This is a genomic window from Methylocystis sp. JR02, assembly GCF_030063565.1.
Classification (GTDB): Bacteria; Pseudomonadota; Alphaproteobacteria; order Rhizobiales; family Beijerinckiaceae; genus Methylocystis; species Methylocystis iwaonis.
This window is the reverse complement of record NZ_JASIRC010000001.1, coordinates 2,654,822-2,680,347: the sequence shown is the minus strand read 5'-3', so window position 1 is coordinate 2,680,347 and position 25,526 is coordinate 2,654,822. Positions and strand designations below refer to the sequence as shown.

At 64.3% G+C, this 25,526-nt stretch carries 20 protein-coding genes; 4 read left to right on the top strand and 16 right to left on the bottom strand.

Annotation, left to right across the window (positions count from 1 at the left end):
• Positions 1–217 precede the first annotated feature (217 nt).
• From QNA11_RS12820 to QNA11_RS12785, 8 genes are all read right to left on the bottom strand, one after another.
• On the bottom strand, positions 218–3,319 hold the full coding sequence (locus tag QNA11_RS12820; protein ID WP_283483325.1) for an efflux RND transporter permease subunit: 3,102 nt from the start codon (positions 3,317–3,319) through the stop codon (positions 218–220).
• Positions 3,316–6,453 carry an efflux RND transporter permease subunit gene (locus tag QNA11_RS12815; RefSeq protein WP_283483324.1) on the bottom strand — a complete coding sequence of 1,046 codons (3,138 nt, stop codon included), beginning with the start codon at positions 6,451–6,453 and terminating at the stop codon, positions 3,316–3,318. The genes QNA11_RS12820 and QNA11_RS12815 overlap by 4 nt, the downstream gene beginning before the upstream one ends.
• A gap of 12 nt (positions 6,454–6,465) precedes the next feature.
• Positions 6,466–7,725: an efflux RND transporter periplasmic adaptor subunit gene (locus QNA11_RS12810; RefSeq protein WP_283483323.1), complete on the bottom strand. Its 1,260-nt coding sequence runs from the start codon at positions 7,723–7,725 to the stop codon at positions 6,466–6,468.
• Positions 7,722–9,212, bottom strand: a complete 1,491-nt coding sequence (locus QNA11_RS12805) for an efflux transporter outer membrane subunit (protein WP_246744623.1) — start codon at positions 9,210–9,212, stop codon at positions 7,722–7,724. Before QNA11_RS12805 ends, QNA11_RS12810 begins: the two co-directional genes overlap by 4 nt.
• 277 nt (positions 9,213–9,489) lie before the next feature.
• The gene (locus QNA11_RS12800) at positions 9,490–10,107 is read right to left on the bottom strand and encodes a DUF2147 domain-containing protein (RefSeq protein ID WP_283483322.1); all 618 of its coding nucleotides are present in this window, start codon (positions 10,105–10,107) and stop codon (positions 9,490–9,492) included.
• Between the two features lie 73 nt (positions 10,108–10,180).
• Positions 10,181–12,766: an MMPL family transporter gene (locus tag QNA11_RS12795; protein ID WP_283483321.1), complete on the bottom strand. Its 2,586-nt coding sequence runs from the start codon at positions 12,764–12,766 to the stop codon at positions 10,181–10,183.
• A gap of 145 nt (positions 12,767–12,911) precedes the next feature.
• Entirely contained in the window at positions 12,912–14,084 is a 1,173-nt protein-coding gene (locus tag QNA11_RS12790; protein ID WP_283483320.1) for an acetyltransferase domain-containing protein, read from the bottom strand.
• Positions 14,081–14,812: a cytochrome c biogenesis CcdA family protein gene (locus tag QNA11_RS12785; RefSeq protein WP_202070671.1), complete on the bottom strand. Its 732-nt coding sequence runs from the start codon at positions 14,810–14,812 to the stop codon at positions 14,081–14,083. Before QNA11_RS12785 ends, QNA11_RS12790 begins: the two co-directional genes overlap by 4 nt.
• A gap of 185 nt (positions 14,813–14,997) precedes the next feature.
• On the opposite strand from QNA11_RS12785, the gene QNA11_RS12780 reads away from it, so the two are divergent.
• A complete protein-coding gene (locus QNA11_RS12780) occupies positions 14,998–15,606 on the top strand; it encodes a PilZ domain-containing protein (RefSeq protein ID WP_283483319.1) in 609 nt (202 codons plus the stop codon).
• A gap of 165 nt (positions 15,607–15,771) precedes the next feature.
• The gene (locus QNA11_RS12775) at positions 15,772–17,070 is read left to right on the top strand and encodes a FecR domain-containing protein (protein WP_283483318.1); all 1,299 of its coding nucleotides are present in this window, start codon (positions 15,772–15,774) and stop codon (positions 17,068–17,070) included.
• Positions 17,071–17,079: 9 nt separating this feature from the next.
• Here the strand turns inward: QNA11_RS12775 and QNA11_RS12770 are convergent, their stop codons facing one another.
• From QNA11_RS12770 to gap, 8 genes are all read right to left on the bottom strand, one after another.
• Positions 17,080–18,198 carry an acyltransferase family protein gene (locus QNA11_RS12770; RefSeq protein WP_283483317.1) on the bottom strand — a complete coding sequence of 373 codons (1,119 nt, stop codon included), beginning with the start codon at positions 18,196–18,198 and terminating at the stop codon, positions 17,080–17,082.
• Between the two features lie 186 nt (positions 18,199–18,384).
• A complete protein-coding gene (locus QNA11_RS12765) occupies positions 18,385–19,626 on the bottom strand; it encodes an NAD(P)/FAD-dependent oxidoreductase (RefSeq protein WP_283483316.1) in 1,242 nt (413 codons plus the stop codon).
• Between the two features lie 86 nt (positions 19,627–19,712).
• Entirely contained in the window at positions 19,713–20,432 is a 720-nt protein-coding gene (locus QNA11_RS12760) for a VIT1/CCC1 transporter family protein (RefSeq protein WP_283484214.1), read from the bottom strand.
• A 649-nt stretch (positions 20,433–21,081) separates the two neighbouring features.
• Positions 21,082–21,414 (bottom strand): heat shock protein HspQ, encoded by a 333-nt coding sequence (gene hspQ / locus QNA11_RS12755; protein ID WP_202070666.1) that lies wholly within the window; start codon positions 21,412–21,414, stop codon positions 21,082–21,084.
• A 102-nt stretch (positions 21,415–21,516) separates the two neighbouring features.
• Positions 21,517–22,707 (bottom strand): phosphoglycerate kinase, encoded by a 1,191-nt coding sequence (locus QNA11_RS12750; protein WP_283483315.1) that lies wholly within the window; start codon positions 22,705–22,707, stop codon positions 21,517–21,519.
• 4 nt (positions 22,708–22,711) lie between these two features.
• Positions 22,712–23,134 carry a hypothetical protein gene (locus QNA11_RS12745; protein WP_283483314.1) on the bottom strand — a complete coding sequence of 141 codons (423 nt, stop codon included), beginning with the start codon at positions 23,132–23,134 and terminating at the stop codon, positions 22,712–22,714.
• Complete coding sequence (locus QNA11_RS12740) at positions 23,121–23,468, bottom strand: hypothetical protein (RefSeq protein WP_283483313.1); 348 nt, start codon at positions 23,466–23,468, stop codon at positions 23,121–23,123. Before QNA11_RS12740 ends, QNA11_RS12745 begins: the two co-directional genes overlap by 14 nt.
• A gap of 18 nt (positions 23,469–23,486) precedes the next feature.
• Positions 23,487–24,494, bottom strand: coding sequence for a type I glyceraldehyde-3-phosphate dehydrogenase (gene gap, locus QNA11_RS12735; protein WP_283483312.1), 1,008 nt, complete (start codon positions 24,492–24,494; stop codon positions 23,487–23,489).
• A 263-nt stretch (positions 24,495–24,757) separates the two neighbouring features.
• Here gap and QNA11_RS12730 point away from each other — a divergent pair, with 263 nt between their 5' ends.
• A complete protein-coding gene (locus QNA11_RS12730; RefSeq protein WP_283483311.1) occupies positions 24,758–25,078 on the top strand; it encodes a DUF4164 family protein in 321 nt (106 codons plus the stop codon).
• A gap of 4 nt (positions 25,079–25,082) precedes the next feature.
• Positions 25,083–25,466 (top strand): cell division protein ZapA, encoded by a 384-nt coding sequence (locus QNA11_RS12725; RefSeq protein WP_281930241.1) that lies wholly within the window; start codon positions 25,083–25,085, stop codon positions 25,464–25,466.
• The last annotated feature ends 60 nt before the right edge of the window (positions 25,467–25,526 follow it).

Here is a 25,526-nt window from a genome sequence, read left to right as displayed (position 1 = left end):
CGTTTGAACAGCACGCATTGGGCCATGTCATTCCCCGCGGGCTGAAAGCCCGACATGATTTTGCCCAGAGCCCGTCATTGCGAGCGAAGCGAAGCAATCCAGGGCGGCGATGCGGCTCTGGTGCGTCGTCGGCTCCGCCTCCTCGCAATGACGGCGGTGATTCCCTGTGTCTCCAAACGGCGCGAGCATCGGGAATGACGTAAATCAATTGACCGCTTTATTCTGCGGGCGCCGCCCGCTCGCGCGCAAATGATTCTTCGCGCGGTTTGCGACGCAGCTTGCTCATCAAGAGATAAATGACCGGCGTCGAATAGAGCGTCAGCACTTGGCTCAGCAGCAGCCCGCCGATGATCGTAATGCCGAGCGGGCGGCGCAGCTCGGCGCCGATTCCCCCAGCAAAAGCGAGCGGTAGCGCGCCGAACATGGCGGCGAGCGTCGTCATCAGGATCGGGCGGAAGCGTTCCTTCGCCGCCTCCAGCGCCGCGTCGTGGATGGACAATCCGCGCTCGCGTTCGGCATGGAGCGCGAAGTCGACGAGCATGATGCCGTTCTTTTTCACGATGCCGATCAGCAGCAGAATGCCGATAAAGGCGATCACGGTGAATTCGACGCCGAAGGCCTCGAGCGACAGAAGCGCGCCGAGCCCCGCCGAAGGCAGGGTCGAGATGATCGTGACGGGATGCACGAGGCTTTCATAGAGAATGCCGAGAATGATGTAGACCGCAAGCAGCGCGGCAAGGATGAGCGTCGCCATGCCGCGCGCCACTTTGCGGAAGTCAGCGGCGTCGCCGGCAAAACCGGTACGCAAGCCGCTCGGCGGGTTCATCTCCTCGACGGCTTTTTCGACGGCTGCGGTCGCGGCGTCGAGTGTGGCGCCCGGCGCGACATTGTAGGAGATGGTGACGGCCGGCAGCACGCCCTGATGGTTCACGACGAGGGGCATCGAGCTGCGTTCCACGCGTGCGAGAGCCGTCAGCGGAATTTGCGCGCCAGAGGCGCTCGACACATAGATCCCGGCGAGGTCGCGGATGTCCCGCTGGCGCGACGGCGGCGTCTCGAAGATCACGCGGTACTGGTTGCGTTGCGTATAGATGATCGTGTCCTGCCGCTGTCCGAAGGCGCTGTTGAGCGCATTGTCGATGGCGGCGATCGGCACGTTCAGGCGCGAGGCGGCGTTGCGGTCGATGATGAGCTGGGCGCGCAGCCCGCCGACCTCTTTGTCGGAGGTGACGTCGGCGAGCTGGGGCAGTTGCTTGAGCCGCGCAAGAACCTTCACGCGCCATTCCTCGAGCTCGTCGAGCGAGGCGTCGGACAACGTGAACTGATATTGCGATTTGCTGACGCGGCCGCCCGAGCGCAAGTCCTGGGACGGCACCATATAGACGCTGACGCCCGCAATCTTTGCGAAGGATACGCGCAGCCTGTCGACGACTTCGCGGCTCGACGACTTGCGTTCGTTGATCGGCTTCAGGGCGACGAAAAGGCGCCCCTGATTCCCCGACGCGGTGAGAGAGTTGGCGCCGATGAAGGAGCCCACATTGGCGACGTCCGGATCATTCATCAAGACATCGTTCACCTGCCTTTGCAGCCGCACCATCTCCTCGAAGGAGACGTCGGGCGCGGCTTCCGACGTGCCATTGATGAGGCCGATGTCGTCCTGGGGAAGATTGCCCTTGGGGATCGTCCGGTAGAGCTGCACGGTCCAGAGCACGGAGACCAGAATGACGACGAGCGTGATCCAGGGATGGTCCACGACGGGCCGCAAGGTGCGCGCATAGAAGGAGACGATTGCATCGAGCCCGTTCTCGACCAGGCGGTCGAAGCGCGTCTTATGGTCCCGCCTCGGCGCCGGCAGCCAGGCGCAGATCATGGGCGTGACGGTCAGCGAAACCACGGTCGAAATCAGGATGGCGAAGGTGAGCGTCACCGAGAATTCGCGCAACAGCCGCCCAATCACGCCTTCCATGAAGAGCAGCGGAATAAAGACGGCGATGAGCGACAGGCTGATGGAGACGACCGTGAAGCTGATTTGCTTCGAACCTTCGAGCGCCGCCTGTAAGCGGCTGAGGCCGCGCTCCTGATAGCTCTCGATATTTTCGATCATCACGATTGCGTCGTCGACGACGAAGCCGACGGCGATGGTGAGCGCCATCAGCGACAGATTGTCGATCGAGAAACCGGCGAGCCACATGGCGGCGCAAGTGCCGACGAGTGACAGCGGCACTGTGATTCCCGCGGCGATGACGGGCGTCGCGCGACGCAGAAAGAAAAACACCACCATCATGACGAGCGCGACCGAGATCGCGAGCGTCAGTTGAATGTCGTGAATGCTGGCGCGAATGGTCTGAGTGCGGTCGGCGAAGACGTGGATTTTGATGCCGGCGGGAATCCACTGCTGCATTTGCGGCAGGAGCGACTTGATATGGTCGACGGTCTCGATGACGTTCGCCGAGGGCTGCTTGGTGACGATGATGATGACCGCGGGCTTGCCATTGAACCAGCCGGCGGACATGCGATTGCGCACGCCCCGCTCCACTCTGGCGACGTCGCCGAGCTTCACGATCGCGCCATTGCGCGACGCGACGACGATGTTGCGATAGTCTTCCGGCGTCGAGAGCTGATCCGTCGTATCGAAGGTGATCTCCTGCGAGCCCCCGGAGAGGGCGCCGACGGCGGCGTGGGCGTTGGCGGTAAAGAGCGCCTTGCCCACTTCGTTGACGCCGAGATTCATCGCGGCGAGCCGAGCCGAATCCACTTGCACGCGAATGGCCGGCTGCTCGGCGCCGGCGATGCGCGCCTCGGCGACGCCCGGCACTTGCGAGATGCGTTGAGCGATCACCGAATCGGTGGCGTCGAAAATGGCGCTGGTGGGCAGCGTGTCGGAGGTCAGCGCCAGCACCAGGACGGGCATGGTGGATTGGCTGGCTTTGCGAAAGCTCGGCGCGGTGGGCAGATCGGTGGGCAGATCGACGAGAGCGGCGTTGATCGCCGCCTGAACGTCGCGGGCGGCGGCGTCGATATTCTTGTCGATGTCGAATTGCGCAATGATCTGCGTGCTGCCGAGCGAGCTCGTCGAGGTCAGCTCGTTCAAGCCCGATATGCCGGAAAGACGCCTTTCGAGCGGCGCGGCGACGGAGGCGGCCATCGTCTCCGGATCGGCGCCGGGGCGCGACGCGCCGATGCCGATGGCGGGGAAATCCACGGCAGGCAGGCTCGCGACCGGCAGGAAGAAATAAGCGACGGCGCCCAGCAGAAAGAGCGCGGCGCCGAGGAGAGTCGTCCCCACGGGGCGCCGGATGAAGGGCTCCGAAACATTCATTCCGCCGCCTCCCGCCGCTGCAGCGTCTCCTCGGTCGCCGCGCCGAAAGTTTCTTCTTCGTCGTCCTGCCGCAACGGCTTCAAGAAGCGGCGGCGCAGCCGGTCGACCTGCAGATAGATGACCGGCGTCGTGTAAAGCGTCAGCGCCTGGGAGAGGAGCAGGCCGCCGATGATCGAGACGCCGAGCGGAATGCGCAATTCGCTGCCCGGCCCGGTCGCGAGGGCGAGCGGCAGCGCGCCAAAGAGCGCGGCGAGCGTCGTCATCATGATCGGCCGGAAACGCATATGCGCGGCATGGACGATGGAGTCGCGCGGCGACATCCCTTCGTCGCGCTCCGCTTCGAGCGCGAAGTCGATCATCATGATCGCGTTCTTCTTCACGATGCCCATGAGCAGCACGATGCCGATCAGCGCCACGATCGACATATCGATGCGAAGGATCATCAGCGCAAGCAGCGCGCCGACGCCCGCCGACGGCAAAGTGGTGAGCACGGTGAAAGGATGGGCGAAGCTCTCGTACAGAACGCCGAGCACCACATAGATGGCGATGATCGCCGCCAGAATGAGCCAGGGCTCGCTCGCGAGCGATTTGTTGAACTCGGCGGCGTCGGCGCTGAAGACGCCGATGATCGACGAGGGCATGCCGATCGCCGTCTGCGCCTGCGCCACCAGCTTCACCGCGTCGCCGAGCGCGACGCCGTCGGCAAGATCGAAGCTGATGGTGGAGGCGGGGAACTGATCCTGATGCGCCACGGAAAGCGGCGCGGCTTTATTCTCGACGCGCACGAAGGTCGCGACCGGCGTCTGCGGCCCGCCGCCGATCGGCGCCACATACAGCTTCTCCAGCGCCGACATGTCGCGCAAATATTGCGGCGCGGCCTCCAGGATGACGCGATATTGGTTCGACTGCGTGTAGATGGTCGAAATCTGCCGCTGGCCGAAGGCGTCGTTCAGCACATTATCGACGTCCTGCGCCGAAATGCCGAGCCGGCCCATCTTCTCGCGATCGATCTTCATCAGCGCGCGCAGGCCGCCGTCCTGCGTCTCGGCGGCGACGTTCTTCAGCCCAGGCGTCCCGCGCAATTCGTCGACGAGGCGGTTGGACCAGCGCAGAAGCTCGCCCGCGTCGGCGGAGGTCAGCGTATATTGATATTGTGAGCGGCTCGGCCGCGTCGTGATTTGAATGTCCTGAACGGGCTCGACGAAGAGCGAGACGCCGGGGACCTTCTCGCCGGCGGTTTTCAAACGATCGGCGATCGCGTCGGCGCTCGTGTCGCGGATCTCGCGGCTGCGCAGCGTCACGGTGAGGCGGCCCACATTCGTCGTGGCGTTGAGCGGGCCGACGCCGAGCACGGAGGTGACGCCGGTCACTTCAGGGTCTTTGCGGAAGACGTCCGTCACCTGCGTTTGCAGCGCTTTCATGCGCTCGAAGGACGCGTCGGGCGCAGCCTCCATGACGACGCTCAGCACGCCCGTGTCCTGGCGCGGCAGGAAGCCTTTCGGAATGACGATGTAGAGCGCCACCGTCAAAGCGAGCGTGCCGGCGGTCAGCGCGAGCATGAAAGTCTCGCGCTTCAGCGCCCAGTCGAGCGAGCGATAATAGAGGCGGTCGAGCCACAGAGACACGATCTCCCATGTCGAATGCGGGCGCATTGGCGCGCTTTTGAGCAGCACCGCGCAGAGCATGGGCGTCAGCGTGAGCGAAATGACCGCCGAGATGACGACGGCGATGGAGAGCGTCAGCGCGAATTCCCGGAACATGCGCCCGACGATGCCGGTCATGAACAGCAGCGGGATAAACACGGCGATGAGCGAGACCGTCAGCGACACCACCGTGAAGCCGATCTCGCGCGCGCCGTCGAGCGCCGCCTGAAGCGGCTTCTTTCCGTGCTCGATGTTGCGCACGATGTTCTCGATCATCACGATGGCGTCGTCGACGATGAAGCCTGTGCCGATGGTGAGCGCCATCAGCGAGAGATTGTCGAGCGAGAAGCCCATCCCCCACATGACGAAGAAAGTGGCGATGATCGACAGCGGCAGGCTGACGCCGGCGATGAGCGTCGCCCGCCAACTGCCCAGGAACAGCAGCACGACGGCGACGACGAGGCCGCCGGCGATGAAAAGCGTCATCTCCACTTCGTGGATCGAGGCGCGGATCGTGTCGGTTCGGTCGTTGACGATGTCGAGGCTCATGCCGGCCGGCAGCTCGCCGCGCAGCTTCGGCAGCGCCTCTTTGACGAGCTCGACAGTCGCGATGATATTGGCGCCCGGCTGGCGCATCACGTCGAGCACGATGGACTGCTCGCCATTGTACCAGCCGCCGACGCGGGCGTTTTCGAGTCCGTCCGCGACCTTGGCGACGTCGCGCAGCATCACCGGCGAATTATTGCGCCAGGCGACGATGATGGTCTCATACTGCTTGGCTTGAAGAATCTGGTCGTTGGCGTCGAGCGTGTAGGACTGCCGCTTGCCGTCGAGCGACCCCTTGGCGCCGGCGTTGTTGGCGGCCGCGACGGCCTGGCGCAAATCCTCCATGCCGATGCGATTGGCGGCGAGCCGCGCGAGATCCGCCTCGATGCGCACGGCGGGGCGCACGCCGCCCTGCACCGACACGCGGCCGACGCCGGAGACTTGCGAGAGCTGCGGCGCAATCAACGTGTCGGCGAGATCGCTCAAATCGCGCAGCGTCGCGGTTTTGGAGCGCAGCGTGAGGGTCAGCACCGGCGTGTCGGCCGGGTTCACTTTGGCGTAGACCGGCGGGTAGGGCAGATCGCGCGGCAGCGTCGAGGCGGCGGCGTTGATCGCCGCCTGCACGTCCTGCGCGGCGGCGTCGATGTCGCGGTCGAGAGCGAATTGCAGCGTGACCTGCGACAGGCCGAAGGAGCTTTGCGACGACATGCCGGCGAGCGAGGGAATCTGCCCGAACTGACGCTCGAGCGAGGCCGTCACCAGCGAGGCGATCGTGTCGGGATTGGCGCCGGGAAGCTGCGTCGTGACCTGAATGGTCGGAAAATCGACCTGCGGCAGCGGCGAGATGGAAAGACGCGAATATCCCAGCAGGCCGAACAGCAGGACGGCGAAGGCCATGAGCGAGGTCGCCACCGGCCTGTTGATGAAGGGCGCCGAAATATTCATGCCGCTTTCTGTTTACTTTCCGGGAGAGCCCTCTCCCTTTGCGCCGCCTCGGCGGCGATTGATCTGCTCTGGCTTGGTTTCGGGGCCGGCCGCAGCGGCGACGGGCTCCTCGGCTTTGACCACATGGACCTTGGCGCCTTCGGAAAGGCGCGAGAAACCGCTGGTCACGATCGTCGTCCCGGGCTCCAGCCCCGACGTGACGACGACGAGATTCTCATCCTGCCGTCCGGTCGTGACGCTTTTCATTTTCGCACGACCGTCTTCGCTAAGAGTATACACGAAGGCGCCGTTCGGTCCGCGCTGCACGGCGGGGCTCGGCGCGACGATCGCATTGTGGATCGTGTCGAGCATCAGCCGGACGTTTACGAACTGGCCCGGCCAAAGCGCCAGATTATCATTTGCGAAAACGGCCTTCAGCTTCACTGTCCCGGTGAGCTGGTCGATCTGGTTGTCGACCACTTTCAGCTCGCCCGTCTCGATCACGCTCGCATTGTCGGGGCCGAGCGCGCGCACCGTGGCGGCGCCATTGGCCTGCGCCTTCTGCACCGCCGGCAGCGCCTGCTGAGGCAGCGTGAAGACGACGTAGATCGGCTTGAGCTGCGTGATGATGACGATGCCGTTCTGATCGGACGGGTGAAGGATATTGCCGACGTCGACGAGGCGGATGCCGACGCGTCCGTCGATCGGCGAGCGGATGGTGGCGTAATCGAGCGTCGTCCTTGCGTTGTCGATCGCCGCCTGATCGGCGCGCACTTGCGCCTCGAGCTGGCTCACTTGCGCTTTCTGGGTCGCATATTGCTGCTGCGACAGGAACTTGCCGGCGACGAGCTTTTCGTAGCGCGCCATGTCGACGCGGGCGTTGGCGAGATTGGCCTCGTCCTGCGCTTTCTTGGCGACAGCCTGATCATATTGCGCCTTGTAGAGCGCCGGGTCGATTTCGGCGAGGACGTCGCCTTTCTTGACGTCCTGGCCCTCGGTGAAGTCGAGGCGCAGCAGCCGTCCGTCGACCTGGGTTCGGATCGTGACCGAGTTGAGCGCTTGCACCGTGCCGACGGCGTCGATCGTCACCGGCACGTCCTGAACGCGCGTTTGCGCCGTCGTCACGGTGACGACGGCGTCGCCGCGTCCGCGTCTGCCGTCGGGCTGGTCGGCGGGGGGTTTATCCGCGGCGGGAAAACCCGGCAGCACGCCGGCGCGATAGGCCCCGCCCGCGGCAAGGGCGACTGCGAGCGCGCCGAGCGCCATGAGAATACGCCGGTCGGCGCGTATCATGGATGGATCCCTTTGTCCGCCTCATAGGCGGCGTTTGCGGAAGCGATTTCGGCGTCTCGCGTGGTGGGTGACCATCCGCCGCCGAGAGCCTGATATAGGCTCGTCGCCGATTGAAAATAAGACAGCCGGGCCAGAGCAAGTTGATCCTGGGCCAGGAACAGGGTGTTCTGCGTCGTCGAGAGCGTAACGATGTCGATCGTGCCTTCCTGCAGGCGCATCTCGGCGGCTGTCAGCGCGCGCTGGGCGGCCGCGACGGCGAGGCCCTGCAGCCTGACCGTTTGCGCGGTCTGCTTCGAGGCGATGAGCGCATTCTCCGCGTCCGAGAGCGCCGTCAGGATTTGTTTTTTGTAAAGCGCGCCAAGCTCGGCGTAGCGGCCTTTCTGCAGCTCGTAATTTCCCTGCAGATTATAGCCGTCGAAAATCGGCTGGGCGAGATTCGAGGCGATTTGCCAGCCGATCGCCTCGGGGCGCAGAAGATTGTGCAGCAAGGCGGTCTGCACCCCGTATTGGCCGGTGAGCGTGATCGAGGGGAAGAACATCGCCCGCGCTTGCAGCACCGAGAATTCCTGCGAGGCGAGCTGGGCCTCGGCGTTTGCAATATCCGGGCGGCGCAGCAGCACCTCCGACGGCATGCCCGGCGCGATTTTCGGATAGGAGAGCTTGGTGAGCGATCCGCCCTTAACGGAAAGGCTTTCGGGCGTCTGGCCGACCAGCACGGCGAGCTGGTTTCGCGTCTGCCGCAGGGTCTGCTCCAGCGGCGGGATCGACGCCCGCTGCTGGGCGACCACGGTCTCCTGCTGCGCCGTGTCGAGCACGCTGGCGACGCCGACCTCGAAGCGCGCCTGAATGGCGCGGTAGACGCGCTCGGCGATGGCGACGTTGTTATGGGCGATAGCCAGGCGGTCCTGGGCGGTCAGCACCTGGAAATAGGCGTTCAGCACCGCGGCGATCGTCGAGATCTCCACCGTGTCGCGGTTGAAGCGGCTGGCGTTGGCCAGCAGCCGCGCGGCATAGGAGGCGTCTTCGTTCTTGCCCCAGAAGTCGATCTCGTAGCTCGCCGTCAGGCCGAGCTGGAAGAAATTGAATTCGCGCGCGCTGAAGGTGTTCGAGGAAGACGTTGTCGTCGAAGACGATGTCGTCGCCGGGGTGAAGCCGCTGCTCGCCGAGCCGATGTTGGTCGTCGTGCCGGGCGTGCGCGTTCTGCGCGCGATGTCCTGCATGGAGATGCTCGGCCAGAGCGCGGCGCTCGAGACGCGCGCCTGGGCGTCCGCCTGCTGAATGCGCGCCACGGCGGCGGCGATGTCGAGATTGTCGCCGACCGCCTGCTCCACCAGCGTCGTCAGCTCCCTGGAGCCGAATTTGACCGCGAAGTCCGGGCCCCGCGCGATGGGCTTGGCGGAAGCCGGTTTGGCCTCGCGGAAGCTCTCGGGCGGGGGCGTCGCGAGGTCCGGCTTCTCCCAGTCCAGGTTGCAGGACGATAGGCACAACGCAGCCGCCGCGCTGAACGCGGCGCTCCGTTTTTTCCCAGCAAGTGCGAACACGACGTCGGCCGTCAACGGAAGCTTGTCCTTGTTGTTCCGCTGAGGTCTGTCCGCCAAAAACAGGCCGCGGTCAAGATAACTCTATCGAACATGTGGGATTTAGCCAGTCAAGGCTCGAACGACAAAACCACTCCGGCGAAGGTCGCGCCGGTTTGTCCGGTGACGCTCGCCTACGGCGTTGCAAGCGTCAAGTTACCTATCTTTAACCTGCGGCGAAAGCTGCTCACTCCTCGGCGTCGCCCGATTTGGGCGCCGCCGGCTTTGCTGGAGCCGCCGCCTTTGCCGGCGCGGGCTTTGCGGGCGACGATTTGGCGTCGCTCGGCCGCAGCGCAGGTTTCGCGCTCTTGGCGGCGTCCTGAGCCGCCGCTTTCGGCGGGGCTTTGTCTTTGTCTTTATCCGAGGATTTGGTGGAATCAGGCGCCTTGGCGCCCTTGGCTTCCGTCTTGTCGGCGGGGGCGATGGTCTTGGTCGGGCCGGAGATGCGCGTCCATGTCTCGCTCTGGCAAAGGAAGGCGACGAGGCAGCCGCTCAATGTGAGCTGATCCGGCGAATCGAGCGTAATTTTGCCCGTATAGGTTTTGCCGTCCTCGGGGTTGTAGAGGTCGCCCTTCCAGCTATTCGGGCCGGTCTTCGCGGCGGAGCGCAGAATGAGCGGCGGCGGGCTGCCGTCGCGCATGGGGAGTATGCCCTTTGCGCAGAGCTTGCCTGTGCAATCGAAGAATTCCAGCTTGTCCGTCGGATGGCCGTCGCGCGCCCAAACGCCATAAATGTCCGTGCCGGAAGCCGCAGCGGGCGCGCAAAAAGCCGTCACGGCGAGGATGCTCAGCATTAGTCTCTTCATGACGCCCGGCCCCTGATTCGCATTTGCAGAATATATCGGTCCTCACGCAGCGAAAAACCGAACGCCGGCGCCGTCAAGCCGCATCAGCCTCGCCTTCGGCCGGATGCGGCGGCGGTCCGAGGAACGCCGGCACGATGATGAAGGCCGCGAGCAGAGTGAAGAAGAGGGAAATTGTCAAAAATTCGCCCATGCTCGCCGTGCCGGGGTGGCTCGACAGAAAAAGGCTGCCGAAAGCCGTTCCCGTAGTCAGAGAGCTGAAGAATATGGCGCGCGTCAGGCTCGACGCCAGCATATCGACGACGCCCTTTCGCCAGGCGATGACGTAGTAGATGTGGAAGGCGACGCCGACGCCGAACATCAGCGGCAGCGCGATGATATTGGCGAAATTGAGCGGTACGCCCAATATTTCCGCCGCCTGAAGGCTCATCACGCCGGCGAGCACGAGCGGCCCGAGCGTCAGCGCAACGTCCTTGGCGTTGCGCAGGGCGATGGCCAGAATCAGGAAGACGGCCACGAAAGCGTAGATTCCGGCTTGCAGAAAGGCTTGGGTCACGGTTTTCCCGGCTTCCGAAATGATGACCGGCGCGCCGCTCGACTCTGGCGCGACCGAAAGCACGGCGTCCGCGAATTTCGTCATCACCTCGAGATCGTTGCCATCGCCCTTCGGCGTCGTCTCCAGGCGCAGGACGCCGGTGGGCGTCATCCAGTCCGACCGGAGCTGCTCCGGCAAGGAGTCGGGCGTCACGCGCTGCGCTTTCAGCGCGTCGCGCATTTGGCCCATGAGCTTTTCGAAGCCCGTGAAGGCGGCGGCGCGCGCCTTTTCGCGGATTTCGGGGCGCGCCTTGGCGAGGCCGTCGAGCGCCGCGGCGAAGCGGAGCGTCTGAGGGGAGGGCGCTTTGGCGACCGCCGCGCGCAGCGTTCTGGCGGCGTTGGTCAGGGCCTTGATCGTCTCGGCGTCGCTCGGGGCAGGTCTCACCTTGGGATAGAGCGCGTCATGCAGCTCCTTCGACGCGCGCTCGATCAGCGCGAGCTTCTCGTCCTGATCCACCGGGATGAGCGATTCGATCGAGTCGACATGATCGACCTCGGGCAGGGCCAGAATCTTCTGCTTCAGCTCGCGGGCGGCCTCGAAGGAAGACGCCAGAGTCTCGATCTTGTTGGGGGCGGTTTTGGGATCGGCGTTCAAGTCCAGGAAGGTTGCGACCGATTCGACTTTCTGGTCGCGCAGATTCATCGGATTGGAGTCGAAACGCAGCCGCAAGAGATAGGGCGTTCCGGCGAGAACGACGGCGGCGGTGCCAAAAAGGACCAGCTTGCGGTGGTGGGCGATCCAGTGATCGACCGCGGCCAGCGAATGGGTTGCGATCGGCACATGCTCGGCCGGCGGATGCAAAATCTTGATCAGCGCCGGCAGGAAGCTGAGCGTCGCGACATAGGCGATGATCATGCCGACGCCGGCGATGAGCCCCAGCTCGGCGACGCCCAGAAATTTCGTCGGCAGGAAGCAGAAAAAGCCGGCGAGCAGCGAGACGGCGGCGAGGGTGAGCGATCCGCCGATGCCGCGCGTCGCCGCGAGAAGGGCGCGCTCCAGATCGCCGTGGCCGTGGCGCTCCTCACGGTAGCGGGTCGCGAACTGAATCCCGAAATCCACCCCCAGCCCGATGAACAGCGCGGCGAAGGCGACCGAAATCAGATTGAAACGGCCGATCAGCAGCACGCCGACGCCGGAGGTCATGGCGAGGCCGGCAAGCAGCGTGAGCAGCACCGCCAGGATAAGCTTGGGCGAGCGCAGCGCGGCGAGCAGGATGAACGAGACGACGACGAGCGTGCCCGCGGTGTTCAGCGCCATGTTCTCGGAGAGCGTGGCGAATTCCTCATCCGCGAGCGGCGCCTCGCCGGTCAGGCGGAAAAGGAAGCCGTTCTCCTTGGTGACGCCGAGTTCGGCCGCGGTCTTGCGGACAAGTGCGATCGCGTCGGCGGCGGGCTGCAGCGCGGTGAAATCGAGCGTCGGCGTAATGAGCACGATGCGGCGCTTCTCCAGCGGCGGACCCGCCGGGGCGGCGTCGGCCTTGCCGCCCGCGAGCAGCTTCTCCCAGTCGACCTGCGTCTGGCGACCCGCAAGCGTCTCTTCGAAGGCGCGCGAGAATTCGTCGAGCCCCGCGAGATACATGGCCGTCGCGCGCTCGCTGCCGGCGGCGCGTTTCTGATTGGCGACGAGGACGGTGGAGAGGCCGCGCAAGGTCGGGTCCTGGGCCAGCGGCGTCAGCACGTCGCGCTGGCCGAGCATCATGCCGACCGTATGCTCCACCTCGGGCAGGTCGAGGTAGAGCAAGCCGTTTTTCATGAAGAAGGCTGGATCGTCGGGGCGCCAGACGCGCTGCATCAGCGGCTTGCCTGCGAGCGCGGCGGTGAGCCGCGCCGCCGCGTCGTCGGCGGCTTCGCCGGTCTTCGCGTCGATGACGGCGACAATCGAATTCTCGAGCTGGGGGAAGGCGCGATAGAGCGCCGTCTGGTTTTTCCGCCAGGCCATGTTCGGCGAAAAAAGATTTGTGGTGTCCGTATCTATCGCGAAACGCTCGACGGTGAGGTAAACGCCCCCGCCCGTGAGAGCCAGCGTGAGAAGAACCACTGTCCAGGGCCAGCGAAGACAGAAGGCCACCAGTTTTTCCAACATTACCCGACCCCGGACCACATTTGCGACGTTCGCCCAACGGAATAACCGCTAATTATTGTATTCTTCTATACGCGAGCGCGGCCGACCCACCAAGGCGCCGGGACAGGAAAATGCGGGCGATCGTTAAGGATTACAGATAACTCAGCCACCAGAGGTCGCTCCTGCGCCGTTTGATTTCAGCGAACCAACGGCAGAGCGGGTAAAGTCCCACGACCACGAGAATCCAGGCGATATAAGCGCCCGCGAGGCCTGTCCCGAAATCGGCCGGCGGCGCGCCGGACTTGATGACCGCGCTTATGTCTTGGAGCGAATAGCCCCGCCAGGCCGCGAGCGCCAAGGCCCCGGCGGCGCCGGCGTATAAATGCAACACGTAAAAGAACAGGGGCGTGCGGCCGAAAACGACGAGCGCGCGCCCAGCCGCCCCGCGAAGACGCTCCAATGCGGGCAGGGCGAGCGCCGCGCCGCCGAGCGTGACCAGCAAATAGAGAAGCGAGGGCGGATATTTCGTGACGTTGAGGAAGGAAAGCGCCGAGCCGATCTCGTCGGCCCGCAAAGTGAAGGCTCGCGGGTCGCCGTAGAAATTGGTCGCCCGCAGGACGATGAAAAGCGCCAGCGCGCCGAGCCCCGCCTTTTGCAGGACGGCGTCGCGCTCCTGGGCGGGGCGTTTGAACAGCGGCCCGAGTCCATAGCCGAGCGCCAGGACGCCGATCCAGGGAAGGGCCGGATACAGCAGGTGGCCGGGGAGATCGAACGGCAAGGCGCCGGGTTCATGAAGCAGCCGCCACCATGGCGCCAGGGCGCCAAAGTCCGCCGCTTTGATCCCGTCGAGCAGATTGTGGCCGAGGAGGATTGCGGCGCCGATGGCGAAAACGACCGCCGGCCGCGCGAGCGACAGGACCGAGAGCGCCAGCAGCCCGCAACCGATCGCCCAAAGCGTGCCGAGGCTGATGCGTCCTGGCCCACCCCAGGTCGGGCTGATCACGACGATCTCGAGCAGGATGAGCCAGACGCCCCGCGTCGCGAGGAAAAGGGTGAGTTCTTTGTGGCTCCGCCGCGCGCCGTAAAGATATGCGCTAACGCCCGCCAGGACGGCGAATGTCGGCGCGCAGAAGTGGGTGATGAAGCGGGTGAAGAACAGAAAGGGATAGGTGTGGTCGAGATCGGTGGGGCTGAAGCGCAGGGCGTCGGCGTCGAAGAAGTCGCGCATATGGTCCAGCGCCATGATGATCATGACGAGGCCGCGCAGCCGGTCGATTTCCGGCAGGCGCGTATCGTTTAGCTGCTTGCTGGGAACGTCCCTCATCCCAGCGTCGCCAGCCCCGGGAACAATTCGAGGAGCCAGAACGACATTTCCTGCACGCCGCCGGTGAGGAAGGCGACGCCGGTAAAGATCAGCAGCACCCCGACGATCTTCTCCACCTTGCCGAAATGCCGGCGGAAGCGGGCGACGAAGGCGAGGAAGCGCCCGAGCGCGAAGCCAGCGACGATGAAGGGCAGGCCGAGGCCCAGCGAATAAGTGGCGAGCAGCGCGGCGCCGCGCGCGACGGTGTCCTGCGTTCCCGCGACGGCGAGAATGGCCGCCAGAATCGGCCCGATGCAGGGGGTCCAGCCGAAGGCGAAGGCGAGGCCCATCACATAGGAGCCGAAGAGTCCCATGGGCTTGGTGATTTCGGCGCGTTTCTCGCGGTAGAGCAGGCTTACCTTGAGCAGGCCGACGAAGTGGAGGCCCATCAGGATGATGATCGCCCCCGCGACCCAGGAGAGAATTTGGAGATTGGCGCGGATCACCGCGCCGAAGGCGCTCGCCGTCGCGCCGAGCGCGACGAAAACGGTCGAGAAGCCGAGAACAAAAAGAACAGCCGACAGGAGGACGTCGCGCCGTGCGCGCGAGCGCGACTCGATCTCCAGATCCTCCATGCTGACGCCGGCCAGATAGGTCAGATAAGGAGGCACCAGCGGCAGGACGCAAGGGGAGAGGAAGGACAGAAGCCCAGCCGCCGCAGCCGCTGGAAAAGTGACGTCCGCCGCCATGGTGGTCCCCTAAAGCATCATTTTTCGGAAGGTGGAGGCGTTTCTGCCATAGCCCAGGCCGCGGCGCAAAGGCGCTTCGCGCGATAGGAGGCTCGCGAACGGATTAATTTCCGTTAATCTGTTAACCATATGTAAGGATTTTCCGATACGCTGACTTCGGGAAACGCGTCGGCGCGGTGGGCAGCATGGGGCTACAGGCCGGATTTCACATCGACATTGCTCGCACGCCGCTTCACGGCCCGACCGTGCGCGTCGATCTCGACGCCTGTCTCAGATTGCCCGACGGGTCGGAGCATTCCTGCCGCATCGTCGAGGCCTCGACCGGCGAGATGGCGCTCTCGGCGCTGGCCGAGCCCTGTTACGGGGATAAGATTTTCGTTCATAGCGCCGAGCTTGGCCGATTCGAGGGACGTGTCGAGCGGCAGAGCGACGGCGGTTTCGCCATCGGACTCGATCTGATCGTCACACGGCGCCGCAAGCTTGCCGCGCAGCTCATTTGGTTCGCCAATCGGGACGCCATCGGTCTGCCGGACGCGCGCCGGCACAAGCGTATCGTCCCGAGGATGCCATGGACGACGATCTGCTTGCAAGGCGGCAAGGAAAATGCGGCCTGGATCAACGACGTCTCCTGCTCGGGAATCAGCGTCGAGACCTCGGCGCACGCCTCGATTGGCGACCGGGTGTCGCTCGGGGTGAAGACGGCGGTGGTCGGGCGCATCTTCGACGGCGGCTTCGTCGCCGAATTCGACCAGTATTTCGAGGAAGGACAGATCTCCGACAGGCTTCGATTCTGACCGCCCCGTTGCGGCGGCAAATGTGACGAAAAAGCCACTGAACTAGAAATTAGCTCCCGGGTTGATCCGGGCCGGTTGCGCCCCCGCTCCGGTATTGAGATAGCTTTTATAACTAAAGGCAGTCGCTGCCGTTTTTTTGAATTCTGGCATTTCCGGGGGATCTTCATGCGCAGAACTGCGATCACGACAACCGCTCTCTGCGCTTTGACGCTCCCAGCCGTCGCCGAGGACACGATCGGCTCCGCCGCCGCCATCGAGAAGGACGTGCAGGGCCTCTCCAGCGGGCGCAGCATGCGCCTTTCGAAGGGCGACGAGGTCTATTTCGACGAGGTGCTGACCACCGGCGCGGCAAGCCGCGGCAAGTTCGTCTTCTCGGACCGCACCGATCTGCAAATGGGCCCTTCGTCGCGGGTGAAGCTCGACAGTTTCGTCTATGCGGGCGGCGCGGGCGCGACTTTCAACGCCGCCAAGGGCGCCTTTCGCTTCGTCTCCGCCCCCGGCGAGCACAAGCCCTATGACGTGCGAACGCCCACCGCGACGATCGGCGTGCGCGGCACCAATTACGGCGTGCGGGTGAGCTCAGGCCGGACAGACGCCGTCCTCTACGCCGGCGCAATCGAGGTTTGCGACGCGTCGGGCGCTCAGTGCCGCGTGCTGGATAAGCCCTGCACCACCGTCACGGTCACGCCCAACCACGTCTCCGAGCCCAAAAAGGTCGGCAAGAAGGATTGGAGCTTCGACAACACCTGCAAGGGCGCGCCGCCGCCCTCGGACCACGGCTCCAACCCGCCGCCCGGCGAACCCGCGTCGCCGCCCCCGCCGGGCGGGGAGGCGCCCAGCTTCAACTGGGGCGGCCCGACGATCGGCTTCACCGCCGGCTCGGTCGTCGGCGACAGCTCTTTCGCCGATCCGGTGCCGCTCAATGGCGCGGCCTTCGCCGGCGGTCTCAAGATCGGCTATATGCTGCCGATCTGGGCCAATATCGTCGTGGGCTTCGAGACCGACGCGCAATTCCGGTCGTCGATCGGCGGCTCATCCAACGGCGAGGGCTCCGTCTCCGGCTCCCGGCCGGGCTATATCGGCACGGCGCGCCTCAAATTCGGCTATGCCTTCGACCGTATCCTGGTCTACGGCACGGGCGGCCTCGCCTACGGCCATATTATCGCGCCCAAGAGCTACGCCGGCTTCAACGTCGTCGGCGCGGGCTATTCGACTGGCGCGAGCCTCGACCACGCCTTCCTGCCGGGCTGGTCGGTCGGCGGCGGCGTGAGCTACGCCCTGACGCAGAACATCTCGGTGAACGCCGAATATCTCTACATCAAGCTCCAGCACCATTATCCGGCCTACACCACCAGCTCTGCGCCGGGGGCCGTTGCTGTTGGCGACCACAGCGGCATGCACGGCATTCGTTTCGGCGTGAATTTCGGCTTCTCGCCGGGCGATCTGGCGCGCCTTATCCGGTAAGGCGCGATCTCATTCCAGAACGGCTGCCGCCGCCGGCGGGATAGCGCTCGCCGAGACGGCGGCGCCCCGCCGGGCCTGAAGCCGCTTCGAGAGCGCATGGCCGTAGCCGGCAAGCTTCAATTCCAGTGGGAAGAGAAGCAGGCAACATCCGGCCATCGCCGCCGTCAAAGCAAGTTCAGCGATCGCCTCCAAGTCGTTGAAGACCGGGCCATTGCAGAGCTGTTGCCAGAGATAGATCGAATAGCTCGCCCGGCCGACATAGGCGAACGCCCGGTTGGAGAGCATGCTGCGGAACGGGCCTGTCGCGCCCGAAAGCAGGACCATGGCCGGGATGGCGGCGATATAGAGCAGCCGGTAATAGGCAATGAACTGGGCACGCGCGGCTTCGTCTTGCCCGAAGCAGGCGACGACGCCGCGCGGCAGGAAGACGATCACCATCGCCGCGATCAGCGCCGGGACGCGACAGCCTTGCGACGCCGCGATAACGCGCTCGCCGTGCTTCGCCGCGGCGTAGCCCGCGAAGAAGAGCGCATAGGCGATGACGAAGCCCGTCTTGCCGATCCACCAGACGGGGAAGGCGAAAGGAGCGGCCGCAAAGAGCAGGGCGGCGGCGGCGATCGGCCGGGGCGCCTTGCCCAACTCGAGATAGGCGAACGCGACCGGAAAGAGCCAGTAGAACTGCTCCTCGAAGGCGAGGCTCCAGGTGTGGCCGACATACCAGTTGCAGGAAACGCCCGGCGCCGTGGTGTTGCACAGATAAAGCGCGGCGCTCAGGAAGTTTTCTGGAGAGAAGTCGATGAGGCCGGCCGCGCCCAAAGCGAGGCAAAACGCCAGATAGAGCATCAGCGGCGGGACGATGCGGAAGAAGCGGCGCGCATAAAAAGCGGGCGCGGAGAACGCGCCGGAGCTTTCGACCTCGGCGAGGCAGGGGCGGCTGACGACATAGCCGCTGATGAAAAAGAAGATGAAGACGCCGGTCTCGCCATATTGGGAGATGAAGCCGATCGGGCTCGCCTCGTAAAAGGCGCCGATCTCGCGGTTCGCGCCGAGATGATCGAGAAAGACGAGCATGATCGCGAGCACGCGCCAACCGTCGATATAGGCAAGTCTCGTGGCAGGCGCGCGCATGTCTGATCCATAGGCGCCCGGCGGCGCGATTCGGGGTAGGCCCGAAAATTTCAGCGCTAATGTGAAGCCTGCGGTTGGAGCCCGTCATTGCGAGGAGGCGAAGCCGACGAAGCAATCCAGAGCCACATCACGGCCCTGGATTGCTTCGCTTCGCTCGCAATGACGGGGGCTGGGCAAGTGCGCGGCCTAAAACCGATCCGCGCGATAGGGCGACGGGTCCGTAAAAGGCGTCTCGCCGGTCATCATTTCCGCGAGCAACCGCCCGCTGACCGGCCCGAGGGTCAGCCCGTGATGGGCGTGGCCGAAGTCGAACCACAGCCCCTTGTGGCGCGGGGCGGGGCCGAGGACCGGGAGCATATCGGGCAGGCAGGGCCGCGCGCCTTTCCATGGCGCCGGATCGAGCGCTTTCCCGAGTGGGAAAAGGCGCCGCGCGATCGGCTCGCATAGTTCGATCTGCACGGGAGTCGGCGGCGCGTCACGAGGCGCGAATTCAGCGCCGCTCGTGAGCCGGACGCCCTTGGCCATGGGCGCAAGGAGATAACCATTGTCGGCGTCGAGCACGGGATGGTTGAGCCTGGCGCCTTCTCCCGGCGCATAATGCATGTGATAGCCGCGCTTGAAGCCGAAAGGCATGACATAGCCGAGCGGCTTGAAGATCCGGTCAGACCAGGGACCGAGCGCCACGACGGCGTCGCGCGCGAGAATGCGCCCCTCCGGCCCCGCGACGCTCCAGCGCCCATCCGCCTCCTGCGTCAGGCTCGAGGCGTCGCCGTGAATGAAACGCCCGCCGCGCGCGAGGAAAAGATCGGCGTAGGCCTTCGCCAGGGCGCCAGGGTCGCTCACCGAGGCTGTGTCGAGATAATGCACCGCGCCCGCAACAGGCGCGAGATGCGGCTCGCGCGCGGCGACATCCGCCGAATCCAGAATATCAATATGGAGATCATATTTCGCCAATCTCTCGGCGTCCGCGATCCCGGCCCGGAAGGTCGCTTCGCTACGAAAGAGCTTGATCCAGCCCGTATGGCGCAGCAGCGCATCCGCGCCCGCCTGGGCGATGAGCGCTTCATGTTCGCTGAGACTGTGCTCGATCAGCGGCCGGCGCGCGGCGATGCTTTTTGCGACGCGCTCGGGCGCGCTCTCGCGCCAATAGCGCAGGAGCCAGGGGCCGACGCCCGGCAGCGCCGTCAAATGATAATGCGCCTCGGGGAGAAGGTTCAGCGCATATTTGACGAGCCGGGCCGGGTCGCGCGGGAAGACATAAGGAAAGATCGAGGAGCGCTCGATGAGGCCGGCGTTGCCGAAGCTCGTCTCGAGCCCGGCCCCGCGCCGGTCGATCATGACCACCGCGCGCCCGCGCGCCTGTAGGCTCAACGCCGCCGATACGCCGACCATGCCCGCGCCGAGAACGATGACATCCGTGGTCTGCATGCCGCCTCCAGGCTTTTCATATGGTCGCGTGCGCTCTGCAATACAGCCTCGCCGATGCAAGCGCCATGCAACCGGCCGCCCGTCTCTCAGCCGAAAAACGAGGCGAGATAATAGGCGGCGCCCGCTGCAAGCCCGCCAACGAGGAAGGTCTGAAAGCCCGATTTGAACGGATCGACGCCCGTGAGCTTGCCCTTCACTCCGCCGAAGACGAGCAGAGCAAGGCCGGTGAATCCCGCCGAGTAAATGAGCGCCTTTTTGATGTCGCTCTCGATCATGTAAGGCGCGAGCGGGATCAGCCCGCCCACGAAATAGGCCGTGGCGATGGTTGCGGCGCTCACCGGCGCGCGCTTGGGGTCGGGCTTTTCGAGGCCGAGCTCGAAACGCATCATGAAATCGACCCAGCGTTTCTTGTCCGCCGAAAGCGCCGCCACGACAGTATCGACCTCGGGCTTGCCGAGCCCATATTCGCCGAAAATTTCGCGCAGCTCCTTTTTCTCCTGCTCGGGGAGCTTTTCGACCTCGGCATATTCACGCTTCTCTTCGGAGTGGAAATGCTCCTGATCGCTGCGCGCCGCGAGATAGCCGCCCAGTCCCATGGCGGTCGCGCCCGCGACAATCTCGGCGAGGCCCGCCGTCACCACGACGCGGGTAGAGGCGATCGCCGCCGTAATGCCCGCCGCGAGCGCAAAGGGAACCGTCAGGCCGTCCGCCATGCCGATGACCACGTCGCGCACGGTCTCGGAATTGAGGAAATGCCGCTCGACATGCTCGCCCGACGCGGCTTTCGCGCGACGCCCGAAGAGGATCGTGCGCAGCTCCTCTGTGCCCAGCACGCGTTCGAGCTCCACGAAGGCGAAGAAGGGAATGAGCCCGACGCTCGCAATGATCGCCGCCATCAGGATCGCCTGCAGCGAGCCGTCGCCCAGCTTGGGAACGGCATCGGCGACCGTTTTGTCATGGAAGAAGACGCCGATCGCCGTTTCCTCGACGACATGGAAGGCGACGAGGAGAACGCCGAAGAGCAGGGATTTGAGGAGCGCGGGCGCGGCGACGGGCGAGTCTTTTCCCGCTTCGCCGAGATGCAGCTTTTGGCCGATGAGGATGATCTTAGCGAGCGCCAGTGCGTTCACGAGCGCCAGACCCTGCTGGTAGGTCAGGAAATCCTCGTTGAAAATGAAAGCCTTGTGCAAAGTGAACAGGGTCAGCAGCACCCAGAGATAAAGAAAGATGGCGAGGAGTTGCTTTCCCTCCTCCACGACGCCGGACTTGATCCGCGCCAGACGTTCCTGCTCCATCCTGGCCTCCCGAGGAGAGCGCGCCGCTCTGCTTGCGGCTCCCATCATAACCGGGTCCATCGGAGCCGTCATCGCGAGGAGCGAAAGCGAGGAAGCGACCCAGAGCGGCTACGGTTGGCGCTGGATTGCTTCGCTACGCTCGCAATAACGGGAGCGGGAATTAGTGCCGCTTGGCCTCGCGGATGCGATAGACGCCGTCTTCATCGCGCGCAAACGTCTCGTCGACCTGCGGATGGCGGACGGGCTCGCCGGATGTGTCGGGCATGAGATTCTGCTCCGACACATAGGCGACATATTCGGTTTCCGCGTTTTCCGCGAAGAGATGGTAGAAGGGCTGGTCCTTGCTCGGACGCAAATCCTCTGGAATCGACAGCCACCATTCCTCGGTGTTCGCGAACACCGGGTCGACGTCATAGATGACGCCGCGGAATGGATAGCGACGGTGCTTCACGACCTGGCCGATCGCAAATTTGGCAATGCTCTCTCGCGGCATTCTTACGACGCCTTTAACGCAGATTTTACTGCAGCATTTGGTAGCGCAGCGCCCTCGGCGCCGTCAACGGGGCCGAGAGAGAGCAATCATAATGACGTTGAATCAGGCTTTTAGTGCGGCGACGCCGGGGAGGGTCTTGCCTTCGAGCCATTCGAGGAAGGCGCCGCCCGCCGTCGAGACGTAAGAGAACTCCTGGGCAGCGTGGGCCTGATTGAGCGCCGCGACCGTATCGCCGCCGCCGGCGACCGAGAGGAGCTTCCCTTCGACCGTCAGGCGCGCCGCCGTCTGCGCGACGGCGTTGGTACCTTCCTCGAAGGGCGGCAGCTCGAAAGCGCCGAAGGGGCCGTTCCAGACGAGCGTCTTGCATTGGGCGAGAAGGGATTCGACCTGAGCGACCGATTTCGGGCCGACGTCGAGGATCATGTCATCTGCGCCGACATGGTCCACCGCGACGATATGCGACGGCGCATGGGCTTCGAATTTCTGCGCCACTGTGGCGTCGATCGGGAGAACGATCGTGCAATTGGCGGCCTTGGCCTTTTCGAGAATTGCGCGCGCCGTGTCGGCGAGATCGTGCTCGCACAGAGACTTGCCGACCGCCTTGCCCTGCGCGGCGAGGAAGGTGTTCGCCATGCCGCCGCCGATGACGAGGTACTCGACCTTGTCGACGAGATTGCCGAGCAATTCGAGCTTGGTGGAAACCTTGGCGCCGCCGACGACCGCCATCACCGGCCGCGCCGGATTGGCGAGCGCCGATTCGAGCGCTTCGAGTTCCGCCTGCATGGTGCGGCCGGCGATGGCGGGGAGCTTATGGGCGAGGCCTTCCGTGGTGGCGTGGGCGCGATGCGCCGCGGAGAAGGCGTCATTGACGAATAGGTCGCCGAGCATTGCGACTTCCGCGACGAAAGCGGGATCGTTCTTCTCCTCGCCTTTGTGAAAGCGGGTGTTTTCGAGAAGGACGACGTCGCCGTCCGCCATGGCCGAAACGACCGCTTCGGCCGCTTCGCCAATGCAATCCTCGGCGAAGGGTATCTGGCGCTTGAGATAGTGTTCGAGGGTTGGGAGCACCTGACGCAGCGAGTCTTCATCGACGCGCTGGCCCTTCGGGCGTCCGAAATGCGAGAGCAGGATGACCTTGCCGCCCTTACCGGCCATCTCGTTGATCGTCGGCAGAATGCGCTCGATGCGGGTCGCGTCGGTGACGCGCCCCTCCTCCATCGGCACGTTGAGATCGACGCGCAGCAGCACGCGTTTGCCTTTGACGTCGACATCGTCGAGGGTTTTGAAGGTCATTTGCTCACTTCTTGAGGTAGTTCATTGCGAAGATGAGGATGCCTGAGCCCAGCGCCCAGGTCGTGAAGACGATGCTGAGCATCGTCCAAGTGGTAGGGAGTGCTGAAATACGTGCTTCCACGCCAGCAATTTTGCCTTTGATTTCCGCAACCTCGATCTGCACCTTTTGGAGATCGACTTGCTTAGCAGCGCTGCCCTGAAGCTCAGTCAACTGCAGTTGCAGTTTGCTCACTTCGGCTTGCTTCGCACCGGTGAGCAAAGCTTCTGTAATTTTCGGCTCGAGGCGCTGAAGGATCGCTTCTATCCGGTCGGCCTTTTCTTCAAGTTTGGCGACACGTTGCTCGAGCATGGGATCCTCCGGGTCGCCGCCATCGGAGGCGCCGAGCCCTCCATGGTACACCCTAAATTTCTGCTTATCGGTCGCCATCCTGACCCGCGCTCGACTTGATAACAGTGTCTATCAAAACATTTGGAGCATGCGATTCTATCATTCCACAATGAGAGCAGATTATATCGATCCGGCTGCCCGGGTTAAACTTCCAGTCCGGACTGAAATGCTGCGGACCAAAGATAGGGCCAACTTCAAACTGATCATTCCCGCAGCGTAAGCATTTGAAATCGGGGAACAGCAAATCGAGAGCCGCGATGAACACGTCGGGCGAAAGCGCATCTTTGTTTTCTAACAAGGCTTTCCGCAGAGAAGCGGCGGCGTCCGCCGCTTCTAAATCGCGTCTCGCATCCTTTTCGGAGGCTTCGCCCATTGACAGGCCTTCCTACGATTAAATCAGCTTCCCCATCGCCGCCGCCGTATCGGTCATGCGACCCGAGAAGCCCCATTCATTGTCGTACCAGCTCAAGATGGAGACAAGGTTTCCGTCCATCACTTTGGTCTGGTCGAGATGGAAGGTCGACGATGCCGGGCAGTGGTTGAAATCGCAGGAGACGAGTTTCTCCGACGTGTAAGCGAGCACGCCCTTCATCGGACCATCCGCCGCCGCCTTGATGGCCGCGTGGATTTCGTCCTTGGTCGTCGGCCGCTTGGCGATGAATTTCAGATCCACGGCGGAGACATTCGGCGTCGGCACGCGGATCGCATAGCCGTCGAGCTTGCCGTTGAGCTCCGGCAGCACGAGGCCCACGGCCTTGGCGGCGCCCGTCGAGGTCGGGATCATGGAAAGCGCCGCGGCGCGGGCGCGATAGAGGTCCTTATGGAAGGTGTCGAGCGTCGGCTGGTCGCCGGTATAGGAGTGGATCGTCGTCATGATCCCCTTTTCGATGCCAATGGCGTCGTTGAGGACCTTGGCGACCGGCGCGAGGCAGTTGGTCGTGCAGGAGGCGTTGGAGACGACCAGATGATCCTTGGTCAGTCTGTCATGGTTGACGCCATAGACGACCGTGAGGTCGGCGCCGTCGCCGGGCGCGGAGACGAGCACGCGCTTGGCGCCCGCTTCGAGCAGCATCTTCGCCTTGTCGCGCGCGGTGAAGAGGCCGGTGCACTCCATCGCCACGTCGACGCCGAACTCCTTATAGGGGAGCTCCGCCGGGTTCTTGATGGCGGTGACCTTGATCGGGCCGCGGCCGACGTCGATCGTGTCGCCCTCGACCGTCACCTGATGCGGGAAGCGGCCATGCACCGAGTCGTATCGCAGGAGATGGGCGTTGGTTTCGACCGGGCCCAAATCGTTGATGGCCACGACCTCGATATCCGTGCGGCCTGATTCGACGATATAGCGAAGGACGTTGCGGCCGATGCGCCCGAAGCCGTTGATGGCCACTCTCACGGTCATTTGGAAAATCTCCTTCTCGCCGCTTGCTTCAAGAGGAAAGCGGCTTTCACCCGGCTGCGTCTCTTGCGCCGCGCGCCGGGCCTGATGCGAGGCGAGGGTGTGATAGCACCTCGCGCCCCCCTGTCAACGCGGCGCCCCGCCGTGCGGCATGGTTCGTGCTGTCTAATTGGGATTCGCCCGTTTCATGCTACCAACCTGTTACGGCGAATCGGCGCAGGCCGGCCGCAACCTTTTCCCCGCGAGAAATAGGGCGCAGCCCGGCGATGACGCATTCCGAAAAGCCTGCTGAAAAATCCGCCGAAAGGCTCGATCAGGCGCTCGGTCGCCTTGGCGCCGCTCTCGACCGGCTGGAACGAAGCATGGCTGTGAAGCTGGAAGACGATGTTTCCGCTGCGGAGCTGGAGGAGGAGCTCGACATCATGCAGGACGACCGCGGTCGCCTCGCTCTGGAGCTCGACGCTGCGCTCGCGCATGTCAGCGCGCTGGAGAAAGCGCGCGACGAAGTGCTGCGCCGCTTGGATGACGCCGGGGCCGACGTCGCCGCCGCGCTGGGGCAGGCGAGCGGCGCGCCGGTCGGGGAATAGCGCCATGGCCGCCGTCATCGTCAGCATCGCCGGGCGCACCTACCGCCTCTCCTGCGACGACGGCGAAGAGCCGCGCCTCGAAGAGCTCGCGCGCTATGTCGAGGGCAAGATACTCTCGATGAAGGATAATTTCCGCGAGATCGGCGAGCAGCGCGTCGTGGTGATGGCGGCGTTGAGCATCGCCGACGAGGCCGCCGACGCGCGCAACAAAGCGCAGGCTTTGGAGGCGGACGTCGCCGCTTTGCGCGCCGAGCTCGACGCGGTGAAAAAAGCCGCTGTGGCGCTGGAAGAACGCGCGGTGGCGGCGGTGGACGACGCGGCGAAACGGCTGGAGCGGCTCGAGGCCGACTTGCGGAAGCCGGCCGTCAGCGATGATTTTCCGTTCTGAGGAAGGGCGCGGGAAGGGCTTCGCAAGCATTCCCGACGCTCGCGTATCGGGCAATTCATC

What these genes read in the sequence shown, in the direction of transcription:
- QNA11_RS12750 (WP_283483315.1), bottom strand. Translation starts at nt 22,707, where the DNA reads ATGACCTTCAAAACCCTCGACGATGTCGACGTCAAAGGCAAACGCGTG.
- QNA11_RS12740 (WP_283483313.1), bottom strand. Translation starts at nt 23,468, where the DNA reads ATGGGCGAAGCCTCCGAAAAGGATGCGAGACGCGATTTAGAAGCGGCG.
- QNA11_RS12800 (WP_283483322.1), bottom strand. Translation starts at nt 10,107, where the DNA reads ATGAAGAGACTAATGCTGAGCATCCTCGCCGTGACGGCTTTTTGCGCG.
- QNA11_RS12815 (WP_283483324.1), bottom strand. Translation starts at nt 6,453, where the DNA reads ATGAATATTTCGGCGCCCTTCATCAACAGGCCGGTGGCGACCTCGCTC.
- QNA11_RS12730 (WP_283483311.1), top strand. Translation starts at nt 24,758, where the DNA reads ATGACGCATTCCGAAAAGCCTGCTGAAAAATCCGCCGAAAGGCTCGAT.
- QNA11_RS12770 (WP_283483317.1), bottom strand. Translation starts at nt 18,198, where the DNA reads ATGCGCGCGCCTGCCACGAGACTTGCCTATATCGACGGTTGGCGCGTG.
- QNA11_RS12780 (WP_283483319.1), top strand. Translation starts at nt 14,998, where the DNA reads ATGGGGCTACAGGCCGGATTTCACATCGACATTGCTCGCACGCCGCTT.
- QNA11_RS12810 (WP_283483323.1), bottom strand. Translation starts at nt 7,725, where the DNA reads ATGATACGCGCCGACCGGCGTATTCTCATGGCGCTCGGCGCGCTCGCA.
- QNA11_RS12745 (WP_283483314.1), bottom strand. Translation starts at nt 23,134, where the DNA reads ATGGCGACCGATAAGCAGAAATTTAGGGTGTACCATGGAGGGCTCGGC.
- QNA11_RS12790 (WP_283483320.1), bottom strand. Translation starts at nt 14,084, where the DNA reads ATGAGGGACGTTCCCAGCAAGCAGCTAAACGATACGCGCCTGCCGGAA.
- gap (WP_283483312.1), bottom strand. Translation starts at nt 24,494, where the DNA reads ATGACCGTGAGAGTGGCCATCAACGGCTTCGGGCGCATCGGCCGCAAC.
- QNA11_RS12820 (WP_283483325.1), bottom strand. Translation starts at nt 3,319, where the DNA reads ATGAATGTTTCGGAGCCCTTCATCCGGCGCCCCGTGGGGACGACTCTC.
- hspQ (WP_202070666.1), bottom strand. Translation starts at nt 21,414, where the DNA reads ATGCCGCGAGAGAGCATTGCCAAATTTGCGATCGGCCAGGTCGTGAAG.
- QNA11_RS12765 (WP_283483316.1), bottom strand. Translation starts at nt 19,626, where the DNA reads ATGCAGACCACGGATGTCATCGTTCTCGGCGCGGGCATGGTCGGCGTA.
- QNA11_RS12785 (WP_202070671.1), bottom strand. Translation starts at nt 14,812, where the DNA reads ATGGCGGCGGACGTCACTTTTCCAGCGGCTGCGGCGGCTGGGCTTCTG.
- QNA11_RS12775 (WP_283483318.1), top strand. Translation starts at nt 15,772, where the DNA reads ATGCGCAGAACTGCGATCACGACAACCGCTCTCTGCGCTTTGACGCTC.
- QNA11_RS12725 (WP_281930241.1), top strand. Translation starts at nt 25,083, where the DNA reads ATGGCCGCCGTCATCGTCAGCATCGCCGGGCGCACCTACCGCCTCTCC.